At 36.6% G+C, this 18,405-nt stretch carries 16 protein-coding genes; 6 read left to right on the forward strand and 10 right to left on the reverse strand.

What is annotated here, in order from left to right:
- Positions 1 to 178: 178 nt before the first annotated feature.
- Entirely contained in the window at positions 179 to 1,957 is a 1,779-nt protein-coding gene (gene recQ, locus G8Y84_RS06440) for a DNA helicase RecQ (protein ID WP_105962951.1), read from the reverse strand.
- Between the two features lie 10 nt (positions 1,958 to 1,967).
- Positions 1,968 to 3,845: an ABC-F family ATP-binding cassette domain-containing protein gene (locus tag G8Y84_RS06445; RefSeq protein ID WP_165806199.1), complete on the reverse strand. Its 1,878-nt coding sequence runs from the start codon at positions 3,843 to 3,845 to the stop codon at positions 1,968 to 1,970.
- Positions 3,846 to 3,957: 112 nt separating this feature from the next.
- Here G8Y84_RS06445 and G8Y84_RS06450 point away from each other — a divergent pair, with 112 nt between their 5' ends.
- Positions 3,958 to 4,773, forward strand: a complete 816-nt coding sequence (locus G8Y84_RS06450; RefSeq protein WP_136731939.1) for a ZIP family metal transporter — start codon at positions 3,958 to 3,960, stop codon at positions 4,771 to 4,773.
- 154 nt (positions 4,774 to 4,927) lie between these two features.
- On the opposite strand, the gene ltaS is transcribed toward G8Y84_RS06450, so the two are convergent.
- The 6 genes from ltaS to G8Y84_RS06480 all read right to left on the reverse strand — a co-directional run bounded on the left by ltaS (position 4,928) and on the right by G8Y84_RS06480 (position 11,626).
- On the reverse strand, positions 4,928 to 6,865 hold the full coding sequence (gene ltaS, locus G8Y84_RS06455; protein WP_105962949.1) for a polyglycerol-phosphate lipoteichoic acid synthase LtaS: 1,938 nt from the start codon (positions 6,863 to 6,865) through the stop codon (positions 4,928 to 4,930).
- Between the two features lie 518 nt (positions 6,866 to 7,383).
- The gene (locus tag G8Y84_RS06460; RefSeq protein ID WP_037572575.1) at positions 7,384 to 8,388 is read right to left on the reverse strand and encodes a 5-oxoprolinase subunit C family protein; all 1,005 of its coding nucleotides are present in this window, start codon (positions 8,386 to 8,388) and stop codon (positions 7,384 to 7,386) included.
- Positions 8,385 to 9,068 carry a 5-oxoprolinase subunit B family protein gene (locus G8Y84_RS06465; RefSeq protein WP_103159353.1) on the reverse strand — a complete coding sequence of 228 codons (684 nt, stop codon included), beginning with the start codon at positions 9,066 to 9,068 and terminating at the stop codon, positions 8,385 to 8,387. The genes G8Y84_RS06460 and G8Y84_RS06465 overlap by 4 nt, the downstream gene beginning before the upstream one ends.
- Positions 9,069 to 9,300: 232 nt before the next feature.
- Positions 9,301 to 9,909, reverse strand: a complete 609-nt coding sequence (locus tag G8Y84_RS06470) for an aminotransferase class IV (protein WP_165806200.1) — start codon at positions 9,907 to 9,909, stop codon at positions 9,301 to 9,303.
- 3 nt (positions 9,910 to 9,912) lie between these two features.
- On the reverse strand, positions 9,913 to 11,049 hold the full coding sequence (locus G8Y84_RS06475; RefSeq protein WP_165806201.1) for an anthranilate synthase component I family protein: 1,137 nt from the start codon (positions 11,047 to 11,049) through the stop codon (positions 9,913 to 9,915).
- The gene (locus G8Y84_RS06480; RefSeq protein ID WP_037572590.1) at positions 11,033 to 11,626 is read right to left on the reverse strand and encodes an anthranilate synthase component II; all 594 of its coding nucleotides are present in this window, start codon (positions 11,624 to 11,626) and stop codon (positions 11,033 to 11,035) included. The genes G8Y84_RS06475 and G8Y84_RS06480 overlap by 17 nt, the downstream gene beginning before the upstream one ends.
- Positions 11,627 to 11,957: 331 nt before the next feature.
- Between G8Y84_RS06480 and queC the strand changes: the two genes are divergently transcribed.
- From queC to G8Y84_RS06505, 5 genes are all read left to right on the forward strand, one after another.
- Positions 11,958 to 12,629, forward strand: coding sequence for a 7-cyano-7-deazaguanine synthase QueC (gene queC / locus G8Y84_RS06485; RefSeq protein ID WP_037572593.1), 672 nt, complete (start codon positions 11,958 to 11,960; stop codon positions 12,627 to 12,629).
- Positions 12,626 to 13,057: a 6-carboxytetrahydropterin synthase QueD gene (gene queD / locus G8Y84_RS06490; RefSeq protein WP_105962945.1), complete on the forward strand. Its 432-nt coding sequence runs from the start codon at positions 12,626 to 12,628 to the stop codon at positions 13,055 to 13,057. Before queC ends, queD begins: the two co-directional genes overlap by 4 nt.
- Entirely contained in the window at positions 13,050 to 13,763 is a 714-nt protein-coding gene (gene queE / locus G8Y84_RS06495) for a 7-carboxy-7-deazaguanine synthase QueE (RefSeq protein WP_037572599.1), read from the forward strand. The genes queD and queE overlap by 8 nt, the downstream gene beginning before the upstream one ends.
- A gap of 101 nt (positions 13,764 to 13,864) precedes the next feature.
- The gene (locus G8Y84_RS06500; RefSeq protein WP_037572602.1) at positions 13,865 to 14,452 is read left to right on the forward strand and encodes a hypothetical protein; all 588 of its coding nucleotides are present in this window, start codon (positions 13,865 to 13,867) and stop codon (positions 14,450 to 14,452) included.
- Positions 14,453 to 14,528: 76 nt separating this feature from the next.
- On the forward strand, positions 14,529 to 14,786 hold the full coding sequence (locus G8Y84_RS06505; protein ID WP_037572603.1) for a GlsB/YeaQ/YmgE family stress response membrane protein: 258 nt from the start codon (positions 14,529 to 14,531) through the stop codon (positions 14,784 to 14,786).
- 807 nt (positions 14,787 to 15,593) lie between these two features.
- On the opposite strand, the gene G8Y84_RS06510 is transcribed toward G8Y84_RS06505, so the two are convergent.
- Both G8Y84_RS06510 and G8Y84_RS06515 read right to left on the reverse strand, forming a co-directional pair.
- A complete protein-coding gene (locus tag G8Y84_RS06510; RefSeq protein WP_037572604.1) occupies positions 15,594 to 16,571 on the reverse strand; it encodes a glycosyltransferase family 2 protein in 978 nt (325 codons plus the stop codon).
- Between the two features lie 326 nt (positions 16,572 to 16,897).
- Entirely contained in the window at positions 16,898 to 18,262 is a 1,365-nt protein-coding gene (locus tag G8Y84_RS06515) for a hemolysin family protein (RefSeq protein WP_037572605.1), read from the reverse strand.
- Positions 18,263 to 18,405: the final 143 nt, after the last annotated feature.

Genomic DNA, 18,405 nt, shown 5'->3' on the forward strand with positions numbered 1-18,405 from the left:
TATACCCTATTCTTCTAAAGATAAGCTCTTGATTTTATTAAAATTAACACATAATTAAGCTCACTCTAAACATGTCAAAACCTCAATTCCAACTATATTACAATGAAAACTGTAAACATCTCTTGAAAACAAAAAACTGTCGACAATCACTAAAATTTGTCGACAGTTGAACACAAGCTTATGCATGCGTTTTATACTCTTGAATAGCCTCTAAAAATTGAGGACAGTAATGTTTTAATTTATAACTTCCAACACCTTCAATTTGAATCATTTCTTGCTTTGTCGTCGGTTTTCTTTTCGCAAATTCTTCAAGCGTATAATCTGAAAAAATATTAATTGGTGGAACATCCAGTTGCTCACTCAATTTTTGACGTACCTCACTTAAAACATCAAATAAATAACGATCGACGCCTTCAACAGTATTAATATTCACACGCTCTTTAGATTTGGTTTTAAATGGTGTCGTTAACAGTTGAACTCCTTCATTTAACAATTGTTCCACTGAACGGTCACACATTAAAATTTCATCATATTCATTTAAATAGCCTTTAAATCGTAATTCATCAATCAAGTGGTGGAGTTCACCTGTTGTATAGTTTTTCATAAGACCATACGTAGATAACGCATCATAGTTTTGGCGTTTAATATAATCAGAATGTTCGCCTCTTAATACTTGAATGACTGTTTGATAGCCTTCTTTTTGACCCAATCGAATGACACAACTAATAATCATTTTAGCTTCTTGAGTCATATTATATGTTTTATTTTGGGCCTCACAATTGCTACATTTTTCGCATTCAGACAATTTTTCATTAGGCTCAAAATAATGCACGAGCGTCGCTTCAAGACATTTATTTGTTTTTGTATATTGAATCATTTTAGTGAGTTTCTCACCCATCTTTTCTTTATAATCCTCATCCGCTGTTGATGAGGAGATAAAATATTGGTGGAGTGAAATATCCCGATCACTAAACAGTAATATACAATCACTTTCTAACCCATCACGACCTGCACGCCCTGCTTCTTGATAATAAGACTCTAAATCTCCAGGCATATTATAATGTATCACGTAGCGTACATTTGATTTATCAATCCCCATACCGAACGCATTCGTCGCCACAACAATACGTTTACGGTCATACAAAAAGTCATTTTGAGCCTCATCACGTTGTTTGGCATTTAATCCTCCGTGATAATAAGTTGCAGAAACATCTGCATCCTCTAACGCTTCATAAAGCGCCTCGACTTGCTTACGTGTCGAACAATAAATAATCCCTGACACTGTCGGATGATCTTTTACATAATCTAACACAAACTTTTGCCGTTGATATGTATTGTTCACTTTAAAAATTAAGTTCGGACGTTTAATGCTCGTTTTAATCAAACGGTGCGCATGAATCCCTAAGCGTGCCATGATATCTTGTTGGACTTCAGCAGTAGCTGTAGCCGTTAAAGCCACAATAGCAAAATGTTGTGGCAGAGCCATAACATGATGTATCACCGCCTGATAACTCGGTCTAAAGTCATGCCCCCATTTAGAAATACAATGGGCTTCATCAAAAGCGACAAGTTTAATGTCTACACGTCTTAACAAACGTAAAAATACATCATTTTCGAGTCTTTCTGGGGCAATATATAAAAATTGCAATTCTCCTTGAATTAATTGCGCTTCAATTTCTTTTTGCGCTTTTATTGTTAAACTACTATTCAAATAGGCCGCAGAAATCCCCATGGTTTGTAATTGATCAACCTGATCTTTCATCAATGATATGAGCGGGCTGATGACAAGCGTGGTTCCTCCAAGCATCAAGCCTGGCACCTGATAACAAATGGATTTCCCACCGCCAGTAGGTAGTACTCCTAACGTATGTTGTTGGTTAAGAACGTTCGTTATGATTTCTTTTTGCCCTGGACGAAAACGCGTATATCCAAAATAATGTGACAGTGTTTGTTCCATTTTATCCCTCTTACTGTTCAATGATTTCTTCAAGTTCACTCCATCTTGTGATGTCCCTCTCATATTGTGTTTCTAAACTTTCTTTTTCATCATTTAATTGTTTTATCGTTGCATAATCTGCACTTGCTTCAATCATTTCTTGCTCAATTTCAGTTAAACGTGACTCAGTTTCATCGATGCGTTGGAGTAACATCTCGTACTCGCGCTTTTCTTTATAGGACAGACTTCTGCTTTTCTTTTTGACTGTTTGAGGCTTTTTAGCTTCAGCTTTTGAGGACTGATTTAATTTTTCTAATTGTCCTTTATAGGCCATATAGTCGTCGAAGTCTCCAAGGATAATTTCAATTTGTCCATCGTGAATATACCAATATCGGTCAACGACTTTATTTAAAAAGTAACGATCGTGGCTAACCGTAATGACTGTGCCGCCAAATGTTTGAATATAATCTTCTAAGATAGTTAAAGTTTCTGTATCCAAATCATTGGTTGGCTCATCTAAAATCAAGACGTTCGGTTGATGTACAAGAAGTTTAAGTAAGTATAATCGTTTTTGCTCCCCACCTGAGAGTTTAAATACCTTTTTGCCATGGGTCGCACTTGGGAAAAGAAATTGTTCTAACAATTGCGTGACCGATACGACTGTCCCATCTTTTTGACGTGCCAATTCACTTTCTTCACGTAAAAAATCGATCACACGAATATCACGATTTAATCTTCCATCTGTCTGTTTAAAATAAGCAATTTTAACGGTTTGCCCAACCTTTAAAATGCCGCTATAGTCTTCATCGAGCCCTGCTAAAATATTTAACAATGTCGTTTTACCCGCTCCATTAGGTCCGACAATACCAATTTGCATTCCTTTTTGCACAATTGTGGAAAAAGCACTAAAAAGCACTTTTTCTCCGATAGATTTATGAATATCTTCTAGCTCAAACACTTGCTTTCCGAGTCTCGAATAAGCTAAATTCAATTCACCCTTATCTTGAGTTTGATGCGACTTCACTTGATGTTCAAGATCTTGAAAACGATCTTTACGGGCTTGTTGTTTAGTCGTACGTGCTTTAACACCTGCCCGCATCCACTCTAGCTCTTGTTTATACAAAGCACGCTGTTTTGCATGTTGTTTTTGTTCGATTTCTTCGCGCTCTGAACGTATCGCAATATAGTCCTCATAATTACCTGGGTAAGACCGTAGTTGGCCTTGTTTTAATTCGACAATTCGTGTAGCCACTTCGTTTAAAAAGTGACGATCATGTGTGACAAACATCACGGTTTTAGGATAGGATTTTACGAATTGAATTAACCATTGGATAGATTCAAAATCGAGATGGTTCGTCGGTTCGTCAAGTAACAACAAGTCTGGCTTTTCAATGAGTGTGCGCGCTAATACCACTCGCTTTTGTTGTCCGCCTGAAAGTGAACGAACTTTTTGACTGGTATCCTGGATGCCTAATTTCGAAAGAATCGTTTTAATTTCAGCGCTATAGTCCCATACTGCTTGATCGTCCATTTGTGCTTGTGCACGCATCATGTCCTCTAAAGCGGCCTCTGTCATTGTTTCATTATAAGTAGCTACAGCTTCTTCATAACGACGAATGGTTTGTAAAGCTTCGGTTTCCGCTTGATAAACCACGTCATAGACAGTCGCGTCTAAATCTAGCTCTTCTTTTTGTGCTGCATACCGTATTTTATATTGTTTCGGGTGCGTCACATTCGCTGTAAAATCTTCATCTAGCCCAGCGATGACTTTGAGTAGAGAGCTCTTCCCCGTCCCATTGATACCAACCAGTCCAATTCGCTCTTGATTGGAAATCGATAACGCTAAATTATCAAATATGACTTTATCTGCATAAGATTTATTGAGGTGTTCAATTTTAAACGCTTCCAACGGTCATACTTCCTTTTTCATATAGATTTACTCTTGATTATTTGTTACGCTTAAATCAGTTCTATATATTATACACTTTTTTGAACTTAATTGATATAAGGAGCCTTTATGTATGGTGGATTTTCTTACATCGTTGTCGCCCACATTACAAGCATTATTAGCTGGTATCATTACTTGGTTATTAACTGCATTAGGGGCTGCAACTGTTTTTATTTTTAAAAATGTGAATGAAAAAGTGTTAAACTCAATGCAAGGCTTTGCGGCTGGCATCATGATTGCGGCAAGCTTTTGGTCGCTCTTACAACCAGCTATCGAAAGCAGTTCAGACAGCACCGTTCAATGGCTTCCTGCTGCTATTGGCTTTTTATTGGGAGGACTCTTTATTCGTTCATTAGATTACGTCATCCCACATATGCACCGTAATGCTAAAGATGAATCACAAAAACAAGAAGGTGTACCTACAAATCTCACTAAAAATACGTTGCTATTTTTAGCAATCACTCTTCACAATATTCCTGAAGGCTTAGCTGTAGGCGTGGCTTTTGGAGGACTGGCTACAGGCAATACGCAAGCCACCCTCTTAGGCGCTTTAGGGTTAGCTATTGGAATAGGGATACAAAATATTCCAGAAGGCGCAGCACTCTCTCTCCCTATCCGTGCCTCAGGCAGTAGCAAATGGAAAGCTTTTAACTATGGGCAAGCTTCTGCATTAGTTGAACCTGTGTTTGCACTTGTAGGTGCTGCAGCTGTGATTGTGGTAACCCCTATTTTGCCATATGCTTTAGCGTTTGCAGCAGGTGCGATGATATTTGTTGTTGTGGAAGAACTTATTCCCGACTCACAATCTGCCAAAAATACAGATTTAGCCACGTTAAGTTTAATGGCAGGTTTTACATTAATGATGATTTTAGATGTGGCCTTAGGTTAAGACTTTACCAACTCAATTTTATTGAATTAAGTTGTATCAAAATAGCCATCAAAATTTATCTGAGAATAAATTTTGATGGCTTTCTAATTATTGGTAATCTTTATGTCCTAGCCTCAAAAGAGCACTTTGGACCATGCCAAAGTGCTCTTTTAGTTTAGTTTTCTTTACCTTTTGGACCTGCTTTATAATTGTAGTCTCTTGGGTTGACTTTTTTGAAATCTGGGTTTTTATAGAAACGCATTAAATCCCCGTTTAAAATTTCATCATTGATTTCTAAATCATTTTCAACTTGATTTTTATTTTTTTGTAAATCTGCAGGCGGTGTTGTAAGTGGCTTATTATCTTTGTGACTATAGGCTTTACCATTTACGTATTTGTATTGATCTGTTACAAAATCACCATTTCGGAATGGAATCAATTGTTTATGATCTTTTGAAAGCATGTCTGTTCCTAACATGATGTAGTTTTTCGTATCGATACCCATTAAATGAAGTAATGTAGGCATTACGTCTACTTGACCTGCGTAAGTTGGGTCAACTTTAGGTTCAACACCTGGCGCTTTAATCCAGAAACCTGTTTTATTTAAATCATTAAATTTCGCAGGAGTAATAGGTTCGCCAAGTAATTGTGACATCGCTTTATTGTGGTTTTCAGAAATACCATAATGGTCACCATATAAAATGATAACTGAATCATCATATAAACCACGTTTTTTCAAATCATTGATAAATTGTTCTACCGATTGGTCTAAGTAGTGTGCTGTTTGAATATAACCATCTACTGTTGAGTTACCTGTATTTCCAGGTGGGATTGAAGCATCCTCTTCACTTAGCGTAAATGGATAATGGTTTGTTAAGGTAATTAAATGTGAGTAAAATGGTTTTTTCTCCTTACTTAAATAGTCTGCTGATTCTTTGAAGAACTCTTTGTCTTTTAATCCAAGGTTTTCTAAATTTTCTGGTGACATATCGTAATATGTCGCATCATAGAATTTATCAACACCAAAGTGACGGTAAACTTGATCACGGTTCCAGAAAGTTTTATAGTCCCCGTGCATTACATTCGTCGTCATGTTTTCTTGTTGATGTAAAATCGCTGGTAAAGATTGGTATGTGTTATCACCTTTTAAAGAAAATGCAGAGCCTTGCGGTAAACCATATAAACTGTTATCCATTGTAAACTCAGCATCTGATGTTTTACCTTGTCCTGTTTGGTGATAGAAATTTGGATAATATCTAAAGTCATCTTGACCAGACGATAATTTATTTAAGAATGGTGTCACTTCATGGCCATTCACTTTTTTATTGATTAAAAATGTTTGGAAACTTTCTAAATGAATCTTAATAATGTTTTTGCCTTTAGCTTTACCGTAATATTCCATATTCGGCGTTGTTTGTTTTTGCTTTGTATAATTTAACACTTTAGTTAAATCATCTTCTGAAGCCAACGCTTTTTGTTGGTTATTTTGAATCGTTTTCACGCCATCATATACTGTAAAATTATAAGGGCCTAAATATTTCACTAAATATTTATGGTCAAAAGTACGTGTTAATAATTCAGGTCGGTCCGTTTCTGCAAACGCCAAATTTAAGAAGAATAAAGCGACTGCTGTAGCCATAACAACCGGAATGAATTTTTTATGGAAAACGTTTAGGCTGAGCCATTTTTGTTTAAAGATTAAAATAAACAAATAAGCGATAATATCTAAGAAATAAACAAAGTCATACCATTGGAATGATGCACCAACAGCACCACCCATTGAATCAACATTACTCACTTGGTTCAATGTGCTGAACGTCAAAAAGTCAGAGAAAAATCTGAAATAAACAACGTTTGCATAAAGTAGAAAAGTGAGTAAAAATCCACCAATCAACATGAACCAAAACGCTTTTTTTCCTTTAAAAAATAAAAAGACACTTAAAATCAGTGCGAGTAAACTGTAAGGGTTCATTAATAAAATTAAGTTTTGCGTAAGTCCTTTAACACCAAGTGACAAGTCAACATAATAGGCGAAATACGTTTTAAGAGAAATCGTTAAAACCATCAACAGGAAAAACGTAAATATCCCTATTTTCTTTCTATTCTTTTCCATTCATGTTCCCCCATATTTTCATCTCATATGGTGCATTGCGCACAGTTTTCAAATCGTAATCATTAATAGATATTCAACAACTTAATATTTCAACAAAAATAATTAGATTAACTTTATATTTGTAATATTCTCGTAACATGCATAAGTAAGTTCAATATAACAATATATACGAATTAGTGTCATTTTTCAAGTGAAAAAGGCGTTTTAAACGTAAATACAAACAAATTTATTTCTTCTCAAAACTTGCAACATACGTCTTTTAAAATGTATTCATACTTTCTTAATAAACATAGATAAATCGTTAATTTTCTCGAATGTATACAGTATAACTGATGCCGTTTTAAATGTACTCGGACTATAGATGTATTATAGCTTTATTCTTTCTCCTAGTCCTTTCAGCCCTTCTATCCATACACATATTAATAGCCATCAAAATTTAGTTGGACGTAAATTTTTGATGGCTATAGGAATACAACACGTCGAAACCGAAAAGCTTGCGTACTTTTATGAATTCGTTCTTATTTTAACATTTCACTTTGCATGCGATATTCAATGCCGTGAAACAGTTGTTTTATCCACCGATGATATTTGACTAAGTTTTGTTCAGCTTGAAGTACATCAATAAATTGGAACTTAATTTTAGATCCTTGACGTTTTTGCGCAATTTTAGATAAATGATACGTTGCAACCGTACCAATTTGCGGATAACTCCCCAGTGTATAGTGATCATTTAATAATACAATGGGCGCGCCTTCCTTTTTAACTTGAATCGTCCCTCGTTTTACGGATCGATGAGGAGGAAAGCCATTATAGTAGGCCTTTATTGGTTCTCCCTCGAGGACAATGCCCATTCGATTCGCTTTACTCGTCACACTATATTCTTTTCGGATAAATTGATTTAATGTGGCGTCTTCAAAGTCTTCTGTCCCTTTATTTGGAATGACATGCACAACGTCTGAAAGATAATTGAATGATAAAGCATATCCATCCACACCCCAGTTGGTATGGCGCACGTCTTGGAGGTTTTCAAATAACTTATGATGGCGTGCATTGTAATTACGTTTCATCGGAATTTCATCTCCGTCTTTGAGCACGTGTCCATGAAAACCTCCCATCTGTGAAATCGTATCTGTTGAGGCTGAGCCTAACCATTCATCAAGTTCATATCCTCCTGCAATCGCCATATAAACACGCGCTCCGCGTTTGACATAATCAAAGGTTAAAACATCACCTTTATTCATAAGATATAATGTATTTATTTTGACGCGCATATCTTCTGTATAAGCTATCGCCTGTGCACCGGACAATGCAATTAATGTGGGTTCGGTAAAACGTATACGTGCCATTTGATTGGTCATCTCTAATGTAGCTTCATTTCTGTCGTTACCTACAAGTCGATTCGCTATTTCATGCGCTAACACGTCTAATGCGCCGCTACGTATGATACCTAAGTGTTCATAACCTATACGTCCAAAATCTTGAAAGCTTGAAAACAAGCCACCTTCTTCTATGATGATTGTCATTTTGCCTCTCCTCTTTCTTCGGCATCATAAAATTTAACGTGATCCCCAATCGACATTAAAACCATATCTTCACGATAGACATCAAATAATTTTAGTGGGGTATACCCTATCACAAGCCAATCTTCATAAATGTCTGTCGTTGTGATTCCACATTTTTTATTTTCTAAAATCACAGAGCCTGCAGGGATAAATTGCTTTTCTTTCGCTGTATGGTGCACGGCCAATGTTTCTGGAAGGCCTGATAAATATGGGAAACCTGGAGAGAACCCCATCATCGAAACAAAATATTCAGGTGCCGTATGTTGTTGAATATAGGTCTCTCGGGTCAATCCTAGTTCTTCTAAAACAGACTCAAAATGTGGGCCATTGTCTCCACCATAGTAAACAGGGACTTTAATACAATGGCGTTTTTCATCCCAAGTTTCGTGACTTAAATCAATTTGTTCAATTAAGGCTTTCATATATAAAAAAGGAGATGAAATGTCCAAATGTTTCATCATTTGTCTTGCATCATAAGAAATAAGCATATCCGTTTCAGTAGGAACAATTTCAGTGATAAAAGGATAGCCTTGTTCTAATAAGTACTGCCTTAAAATTAATAATCGCTCTGTCGCTTTAGGCGAAAGTGCTCCCTTTAACGACACAACAATAGCCTGATCGCCTTGGCTATATACTTTCATGAATTTCACCCCATTAATTATTTATAGAATAACTTTAATATAAATGTGAGCCATTTTAAAAGTGCTTTGACAAAATGATAAATCAAAACCGCTTGAATGCTCAAAATAACAACTAATACAATATAGGCGCGGACTATCCACTCACGCTCTAAAAGCTTTTGATTTATTCTTTGTCCTATCCACAACACAACAATGATGGAAACCAAATATAAAAGAAGCATGTCGCCCACCTCTATACATTAATAAGTTTAACAGGCACCCATCCTCTTAAACTGTTAATCATCCATAGTTTACCACCTTGATTTAAAAATTGCCTCATGGTAGCTAATGTCATATGTTTTGTTATCAGTTGCTGTTGGTCTAGTAAACTTTGACGCATACATCCTTTTAAAAAATCTTTTTCATAGGGGGGTGTATAAAATCGACCTTCATATTCGACAACAACATTTCCAATATCAAATTCTAAAATTTTATCATTAGTATCATAAAGTAGAATCAGTTGCGTCTCGTGTGTATGTTTTAAATAATCTCGCTCCGTCGTTTTATAAATGCGCTGCCACGTCGGCGTGTTGGAACAAATCTGTTGTAAGCCTGCCGTCATTTGCTCAGTCGGCGGAAGTGGCGCATGCTCGAATTGAAATGTCCCTTCTTGTTTCAAACTAATTTTAATACGGTGCGTTCCAGTCGGGAGCAAAGTGGAAATTTCTGTCATGAACTCGTTCCATTTGATGTCATTAAAATTAAATTGAAACGCTTCACTTGCACGTTTCAGCCTTTGAAAATGATAGCTCTCTCGTTTAAATGTACCTTCTTCTAAACGCATTGTTTCAAAGAGTTCCATAATTTATCCCTCTAAAATTTTAGTTTTGTCTTGGAATTCTGCATATTCCTTCGCACTATCTGAATCTATTGTAATCCCAGCGCCCACACCGTAAACCGCTTTTTCATTTAAATATTGTACAGTGCGAATCGGCACATTAAAAATAGCGCGACCATCCGGTAAACAAAGTCCCAGTGTCCCACAATAGATATGTCTTGGTGAAGCCTCTAGTTCGTGAATGATACGCATCGTATTCACTTTTGGCGCACCTGTGATGGAGCCACACGGAAACAATGCCCCCAATACATCGTTTAATGATTTGTTATCAGCAACTTCACCGATTACCATTGACGTCATTTGAAAGACAGTGGGATAACGCTCTACATCAAAAAGTCGGGGTGTCCGAATCGTCCCTGGTTGTGCGATTCTCGTAATATCATTACGCAACAAATCGACAATCATCACATTTTCTGCGCGGTCTTTTTCAGAGGTTTCAAGCGCTTGTTTATGTTCATCATCTATTGCTTTTGTATTCCCTCTAGGCATCGTCCCTTTCATAGGCTTACTGACGACCATTTTTTCATGTTCATCAAAGGGACCCATCTGAAAAAACAACTCTGGCGAAATAGAAGCTACTTGTATTTCATCAGTATCAAATAACGCCGTATAATGTCCGTTAGTCTGTGTGGTGAGTTGTTGGTATAAAGCTTGAATCCCCATCGTAATAGGTGCTTCAAGGCGCGTTGTATAATTGACTTGATACGTTTGTCCTTCGATAATTTCTTGTTGAATGCGTTCAATTTGGTGCTGAATTTGCGCTTTAGATTCTGTAAAACGAAAAGCGAGGGGCTGATTCACAACCGTTTTCTTCTCGTAATTGTGTTCAGTCACAGGGTGTTCAAAGACATAACATGCGGCATATATCCCGTTTTCCGGATCTTTTAATTTAAAACTATCATTATAATACTTCGCCGCTTCATAAGGTAAATAAAGAGCGACATAGTAGCCTTCTTTTTGGTAATATTCGGCTTGATCGATGACTTCCCCGACAGCCTTACATCGTTTAGCAATAAAACGATGTACTGGCGTATCAAAGGTTAAATTGATTTTGTCACTATGATGCGCATCGTGATAATATTGAAAATTAAATGTGACAACCATGTTGAACACCGACCTTACTCAAAAAATTAATCATTTGTGCCCGTCCGTATTCTGATAATACGGATTCAGGGTGATATTGCACACCATAAATTGGATAATTTTCATGTTTTACTCCCATAATAATCCCCTCTTCATTTTGTCCAGCAATGACTAAAGGAGCATGCACCGTGTCAGCATCCACCATTAAGGAATGATAGCGCATGACTTTAAAAGGCGAGGGTAGACCTTCGTACAAATCCATTTGGTTATGAAACATCTCCGTCGTATGCCCGTGTACTGGCCACGGCGCTTTAATAATATCTCCCCCGTAATACTCACAAATCAACTGAAAGCCTAAACAAACACCTAAAATTGGACATTGAGATTCGAATTGTTGTAATACCTCAAAGAGTATAGGGTAATCTCTCGGCGTGCCAGGACCTGGAGAAATCACAATAGCTTGCGGTTGCATTTCTTTAAGTTGCGTGACATTGACATGACTGATATCTATCACCTCAATCTGACACATCGTTGCTTCATTTAGCAAATCCACCACATTATATGTAAACGAATCTTTATTATCTATCATCACTATCATGTACATTCGCCTCATTTAAATTAATAATAAATCTATTATCACAGATGTATCGGAGATTGACAAAGAGATTAACCGTTTTTGCACCTTGATTTCTGAACTTAAATGTATTAAAGTATGGAACGTAACTAAAGACAGAGGTTCCTAGCATTTAACCCTCTATAAAAAACTAGACACCCGATAGGGATGAAAGATAGTATTTTTTCTCCCTGCTAAACGGTCTAGTCCTGTCTGTCTTTTTAGAGAAGACAGGCTTTTTTTATGGACAAAGATGACATCTTACAGATTAAGACGATTACATTAGGAGCTTCTAAATACAAAGGAGCGGTTTTTTATGTCTGAAGTGCTTCAAAACGAAAAAGCACTTGTCGTTTTTAGTGGCGGACAAGATAGCACGACATGTCTCTTTTACGCCAAAACCCATTTTAAAGAAGTGGAACTTGTGACCTTCGAATATGGTCAACGTCATTCACAAGAAATTGACGTCGCCAAAAATATTGCGCAAGAACAAGGTTTAAAACATCATGTTTTAGACATGTCTTTACTCAGCCAACTTACACCGAATGCTTTAACTTCTCATGATATGGCCATCGATACTTCAAATGACGTCCCTAACACATTTGTCCCTGCGCGAAACTTGCTATTTTTATCTTTTGCTGGTGCACTCGCCTATCAAATCAATGCCAAACACATTATCACAGGCGTTTGCGAAACGGATTTTTCAGGATATCCAGATTGTCGAGATGCCTTTATCAAATCGATGAACGTGACGATGAGTCTTGCGATGGATCGAGATTTTGTCATTCACACCCCATTGATGTGGCTCAATAAAAAAGAAACATGGGCGTTGAGCGATGAACTGGGCGCACTTGATTATATTCGTCACAATACTTTAACTTGTTATAACGGTATTATCGCAGAAGGCTGCGGCACATGTCCTGCATGCCAATTAAGACAAAACGGTTTAGACGCTTATTTAGCTGAGAAAGGAGAGAGTCATTCATGATGCATCAAACCTATCCTCAAGTTTCACACGACTATGTTTTTGAACTGAATAAAGATTTTAATTTTTCAGCTGCCCATGCGATTCCAGATGCACGCGCTGGAAAATGCCAACGTATTCATGGTCATACCTATTTCGTCAATTTAACAATTGCGGGAGACCAGTTAGATGACTTAGGCTTTTTAGTTAATTTTAGTACGCTTAAACAACTCGTACATGATCAATTCGATCATTATCTTTTAAATGACTTGGCTCATTTTGAAGGGAAATCTCCTTCAACAGAAGTCGTAGCTCAGACGATTTATGAGATGGTAGAAGCGCATTTAGCGACGCTTAAGCACAATCCAACGTGTCTTCAAGTCTTTTTAAGAGAAACCCCTTCGAGTTATGTCGTCTACCGTCCACGTAAAAAGGAGCATCAGCATGGTTAAAATACCTGTACTAGAAATTTTTGGACCTACCATACAAGGCGAAGGCCGGGTCATTGGAAGAAAAACAATGTTTGTGCGTACAGCAGGGTGTGATTTCCGCTGTAGTTGGTGTGATTCTAAGTTTACGTGGGATGGCAGTGCGAAAGAGGACATTCGCCTTATGACACCTGAAGCAATTTATGAGGAACTTAAAACGATCGGCGGAGATTACTTTAATCATGTGACGATTTCAGGGGGTAACCCTGCTTTAATTAAAGGCATTCAATCCCTTGTCGACCTTTTGCAAACGCATCAAATTTACACTGCGCTAGAAACTCAAGGAAGTAAATTTCAACCGTGGATGCGACAAATTGACGATCTCACTATCTCTCCTAAACCTCCAAGTTCTGGGATGCACCAAAATTTAGAGGTATTAGATAAGGTGATAGAACAATGTGTGACGTCCACTTTAAACCTTAAAGTTGTTGTGTTCGATGAAGCAGACTACACCTTCGCACAAAGCATCCATCAAAGATACCCTCATCTTCCCTTTTATTTACAAGTGGGAAACCCCTTTTTACAAGAGGAAGTCGATCATCATACAGATAAATTGCTTATGCGCTACGAAACGTTGATAGATCGTGTAATGACAGATGCCTCTATGAATAATGTTTACGTATTGCCTCAACTTCATACCTTATTGTGGAGCAACAAAAAAGGTGTATAAATTATAAATAACCAAATTAATAAAAAGAGGACCATTTCGCATGCTATCTCTACATCTTATTGTTATAATGAAAAGATGAATTAAAAAGATAGGAGAACACAATGGTCCTTTTTGTCATTTTGAACATCGTCGTCATCTTTATAGTGTTAGCATTTGATTTACATAAAAATCACTATCAATCTTTTAGATTTAGTAGTGTACTATTGGCTATTGCTATCAATAGTGTCATTAATCAAATTCTATTAAGTAAAATTACATTCATATCATTAGCGGCCATGTTCATGTTTATTGTGTGGACCATTTTACATTTTTATTTAGACCATCAAGTCTCCCCTTATAAAGTGCATCAACAAAAGTTTCTAATGACGATTTTTACAATTATGGTAAGCATTGGGTTAATCATTACATACCAAACAGGCGATCAATCTTATTATATGTCTGTCCCATTTGCAGCACCTACCATCTTTATTTTTGGAGGAATTTTATTTTTCTCCAGCACGTTTCATTCACCACGTTATGAATCGTTTTATCAAAAAATTAAAGTGCGTCATCCCGTTTGGGAGGGTACGCTGTTTATGCTCATTGGTCTGGTAACCTTATCTATTTTAACGCCGTTATGGTACATCATTGTTATCATCTATTTTGGCTTTTTTGTTGTAATTAATTTAGAAAAGTTATACAAAAATTAAAAATTGATGATTAGACACACTTTAAACGTGGTATAAGTATCAAGACACTAGCTTAGATACAAAGGAGGTTATATACATGGGCTTTATTTTAATGTTAATCGTCGGTGGACTTATCGGTTGGGCTGCAGGTGCAATCCTCGGTAAAGACATCCCAGGGGGTATCATTGGTAACATCATTGCTGGTCTTGTTGGTTCAGCTTTAGGTACAGCAATTCTTGGCCACTGGGGTCCATCATTAGGTGGCGTATACATTTTACCAGCTTTAATTGGTTCAATTATTCTTATCGTAATCGTATCTTTAATTTTAGGTGCTTTACGCGGTAAAAAAAGATAATATGTAACGCTATAGAATTCAACGGTCAGTGATGCGCTCACTGACCGTTTTTTTGGTTCTATAATTATTCGGGATAATACATAACTCCAACTCCAATTAGAAAGCCCTCAAAAGTTACCTTCAGATAAACTTTGAGGGCTATTTTAATACAATTTAAATGAGCGGAAAAGAATTATCAAATCAATTTTATAACGACCACAAATACAGCAAATTTAATCCGACTTCTAAGCCACATCTACTAAAGCATTTTATCAGAAGCGAAAAAATTGAGGTTAGGCAGTCGTTGACTAGATTGCGTATCAGATTTTAAGCTTCGTTCAATATACACTCCCACTTCATGAATGTGTATTTAGGGGGTTGGGACATAAAGATTACCAATAATTAGAAAGCCATCCAAATTTATAGTCAGGTAAATTTGGATGGCTATTTTGATATAACTTAATTCAATAAAATTGAATTGGTAAAGTAAAATTTATAACTTTAGGATTGTGAATAAATATAGTAATTTTGATTGATTCCTAAGCCGAGACTTCTGAGGCATCTAGCTGAAACCTAAAATCCATTTTAAGATTTTTTGCTGACTACAATAAAAATAGTGGCAGTAGCTGACTGGATTGAGCATGCGCTTTTTAAGCTTTCCTCAATGTAAAGGACCACCTATTCACGTATGTTCATAGGTGTACTGAAGACGTAACTCATTACATTCCTAACGTCTTCAAGCACCGGCAGGCATTACTACGAAATTAGATAGATTTCTGTAATGCTCCCAGAAAAGCGAGGCTTTATGGAACAATCAAATACATGAAATTAATTATGTCCTAGCTCCTCATCTTGATGCATCTTCGGTGGTTGAAGATTTGAGGTTTGAACGATATATTTTGGACGCTGTTTGACTTCGTAGTATATACGTCCGATATATTCTCCGATCACCCCAATCGAGATGAGCTGAATGCCTCCGATAAATAAAACAGCAGCAATGATTGTAAAGTAGCCTGGAACTGTAACGCCATGGGCAATCGTATCAAAGAGGAGATAGGCGATATAAAGCATACTGATTACAAAAATAAAGAGACCAAAATAAATCATCGTGCGTAATGGTTTATTATTGAAAGAAATAAGTCCATCAATCGCATAATTTAATAAACTGCCAAAAGACCATTTCGATTCTCCAGCTTCTCTTTCCACATTTTTATAACTAATCACTTTCGTATTGTAGCCTATCCATGCGAACAGACCTTTAGAAAAGCGATTGTATTCACTCAAACTCACTAAAGACTGTACCGCACGTTGGCTGAGCAATCTAAAATCACCAACACCATCTTCTAAATGAATATCTTCTACAAAGTAATTAATCATTTTATAGTACGCGCGTGTGATCCATTTTCGTGAAGCTTTTTCACCATCTCGATTACGTTTAGCAATCACTTGATCATAACCTTCGCGATAAACATCGACCATCTCAGGAATTAACTCAGGTGGATGTTGTAAATCTGCATCAATCATGACCACAGCATCACAATCTGTACTATGTTCAAATCCTGCTATCATGGCCGACTCTTTGCCGAAGTTTCGACTGAAAGAAAGATACTTCACTGTCGGAAGAGTGGCTGCAGCATTTTGTAAAATTTCAATAGTATCATCTTTACTTCCATCATCTACAAATAATAAATCATATTCAAAAGATTTTTTCTTCGAGGCATCATCTAATATAGATGTTAATTTTGAAATCGTTTGTTGAATTATTTCTGTCTCGTTATAACATGGCACGATGACTCTCAATTTCATTATAGTGCACCTACTATCTATTTTTCTCAAGTGTGAGGACCTAAAAAAAATCTGCTTTATTGTAATAAGCACCTCTTACTTTTAGAGGATTGTCCTTTTCACACTCTTCTCTTAACTATAACAAGAATTTACCCATTTCGCCTACAAAAAAGGAAATACAATTCTTAATTTCAGTTTAAAATTTATCTCAGCGTGGCTAGCATTTCAAAATTAAATTAGCCGTATGTCCTCCAATTTGTTCTATTAAATTTCATTGCCATATTTTACATAAAGTCAAAGCGGGCGCTTCTTATGCCTCATCGACATAGTGCGCCCGCTTTACATCATTATTTTTCTGTTGTTTCTTCTTGTGTCTCTTCTTCATCCTCTTCACTCAAACGAGGACGTTCTCCGTTATATTCATAACGTAACAAGACATTTATAATCTGATGGTTTTCAATTTCTGAAACGACCCAACGATCATATTTTGTATCAATATATTCGTCTTGTTCTAATTCTGTGTTTTGTGATTGTAGCCAACCTCCGATAGTATCAATATCTTCAGAGTCTTCAAATTCAATATTGTACTCGTCTTCGAGATCACTTAACAAGACACGACCGTTAATTTGATATATTTGATCGTCTAATTGAATGATATCATTCACTTCGTCATCATCAAACTCATCTCGAATTTCACCGACAATTTCTTCAAGGATATCTTCCATCGTCAATATACCTGCTGTTCCACCGTACTCATCAATAATCAAACTGATGTGCACGTGTTCTCGTTGCATACGAATCAACGCATCACTGATACGCGTTGTTTCAGATATCATTGGTAACTCATGAATATAGTTGGCAATTTTAATCGGTGTGCCAGATGCATATTCTGTTAAAAATTCTTTAACATTAATGAATCCTTTAATATGGTCTTTATCTCCATCTTCTGTAATTGGATAACGTGTAAATTGATGTTCTTTGATGGTTTCTAATAATTCGTCGACATTAAACGGCTCATTTAATGTAATCATTTGTGTTCTAGGTACCATAATATCTTTGGCGTGACGCTCATCAAATGAAAAGATATTTTGCATGTAAGCCAATTCTGTTTGGTTAATCTCCCCACCATGATAACTGTTGTTCATAATGATTTTAAGTTCTTCTTCTGACATCGCATCGTTACCCGCATTTGGATCTGCTCCAAATAGGCGAATAATTAAACGGGCAGAGCCGTTCATCACCCATATAAGGGGTTTCATAATAAAACCAAAAATATAGAGTGGTCGAGCATAAAGTAACGCAATATTCTCTGTATATTGTATGGCTAACGTTTTAGGCGCAAGTTCCCCTACTACCACATGAATATACGTCACGATAATAAAGGCTGTCACAATTGAAATTGTTGCGACAAGCGCATCTGGTAAATGCAGTAACTCCACTACAGGGTGTAGAATACGTTCAAATAACGGTTCTCCTAACCACCCTAAACCAAGGGATGTGACTGTAATTCCAAGTTGACATGCGGATAAATAATAATCCAAATTTGAAATCATGCGTTTCAATATTCTTGCATTGCCGTTACCTTCAGCAATCAGTTGTTCAACTCGTGATGCGCGCACTTTAACTAACGCAAATTCAGAGCCTACAAATACAGTGGTTAAAGCAATTAATGCTACAAATATTGTTAAATATAATATGGTCGTACTATCCAATTAGTTCCCTTATAGAAAGGGATTCACCTCCGTTTTTTTGCATCGCTCAATTAAAGGCGATGACATCAATAATTTCATGCGTAGAACTTTAGCGTATCTTGATGTTAAATCCTTCCCATTGAGCTCCCTCCAGACGCAAAAAT

The organism is Staphylococcus sp. 11511212 (genome assembly GCF_011394755.1).
GTDB lineage: Bacteria > Bacillota > Bacilli > Staphylococcales > Staphylococcaceae > Staphylococcus > Staphylococcus chromogenes.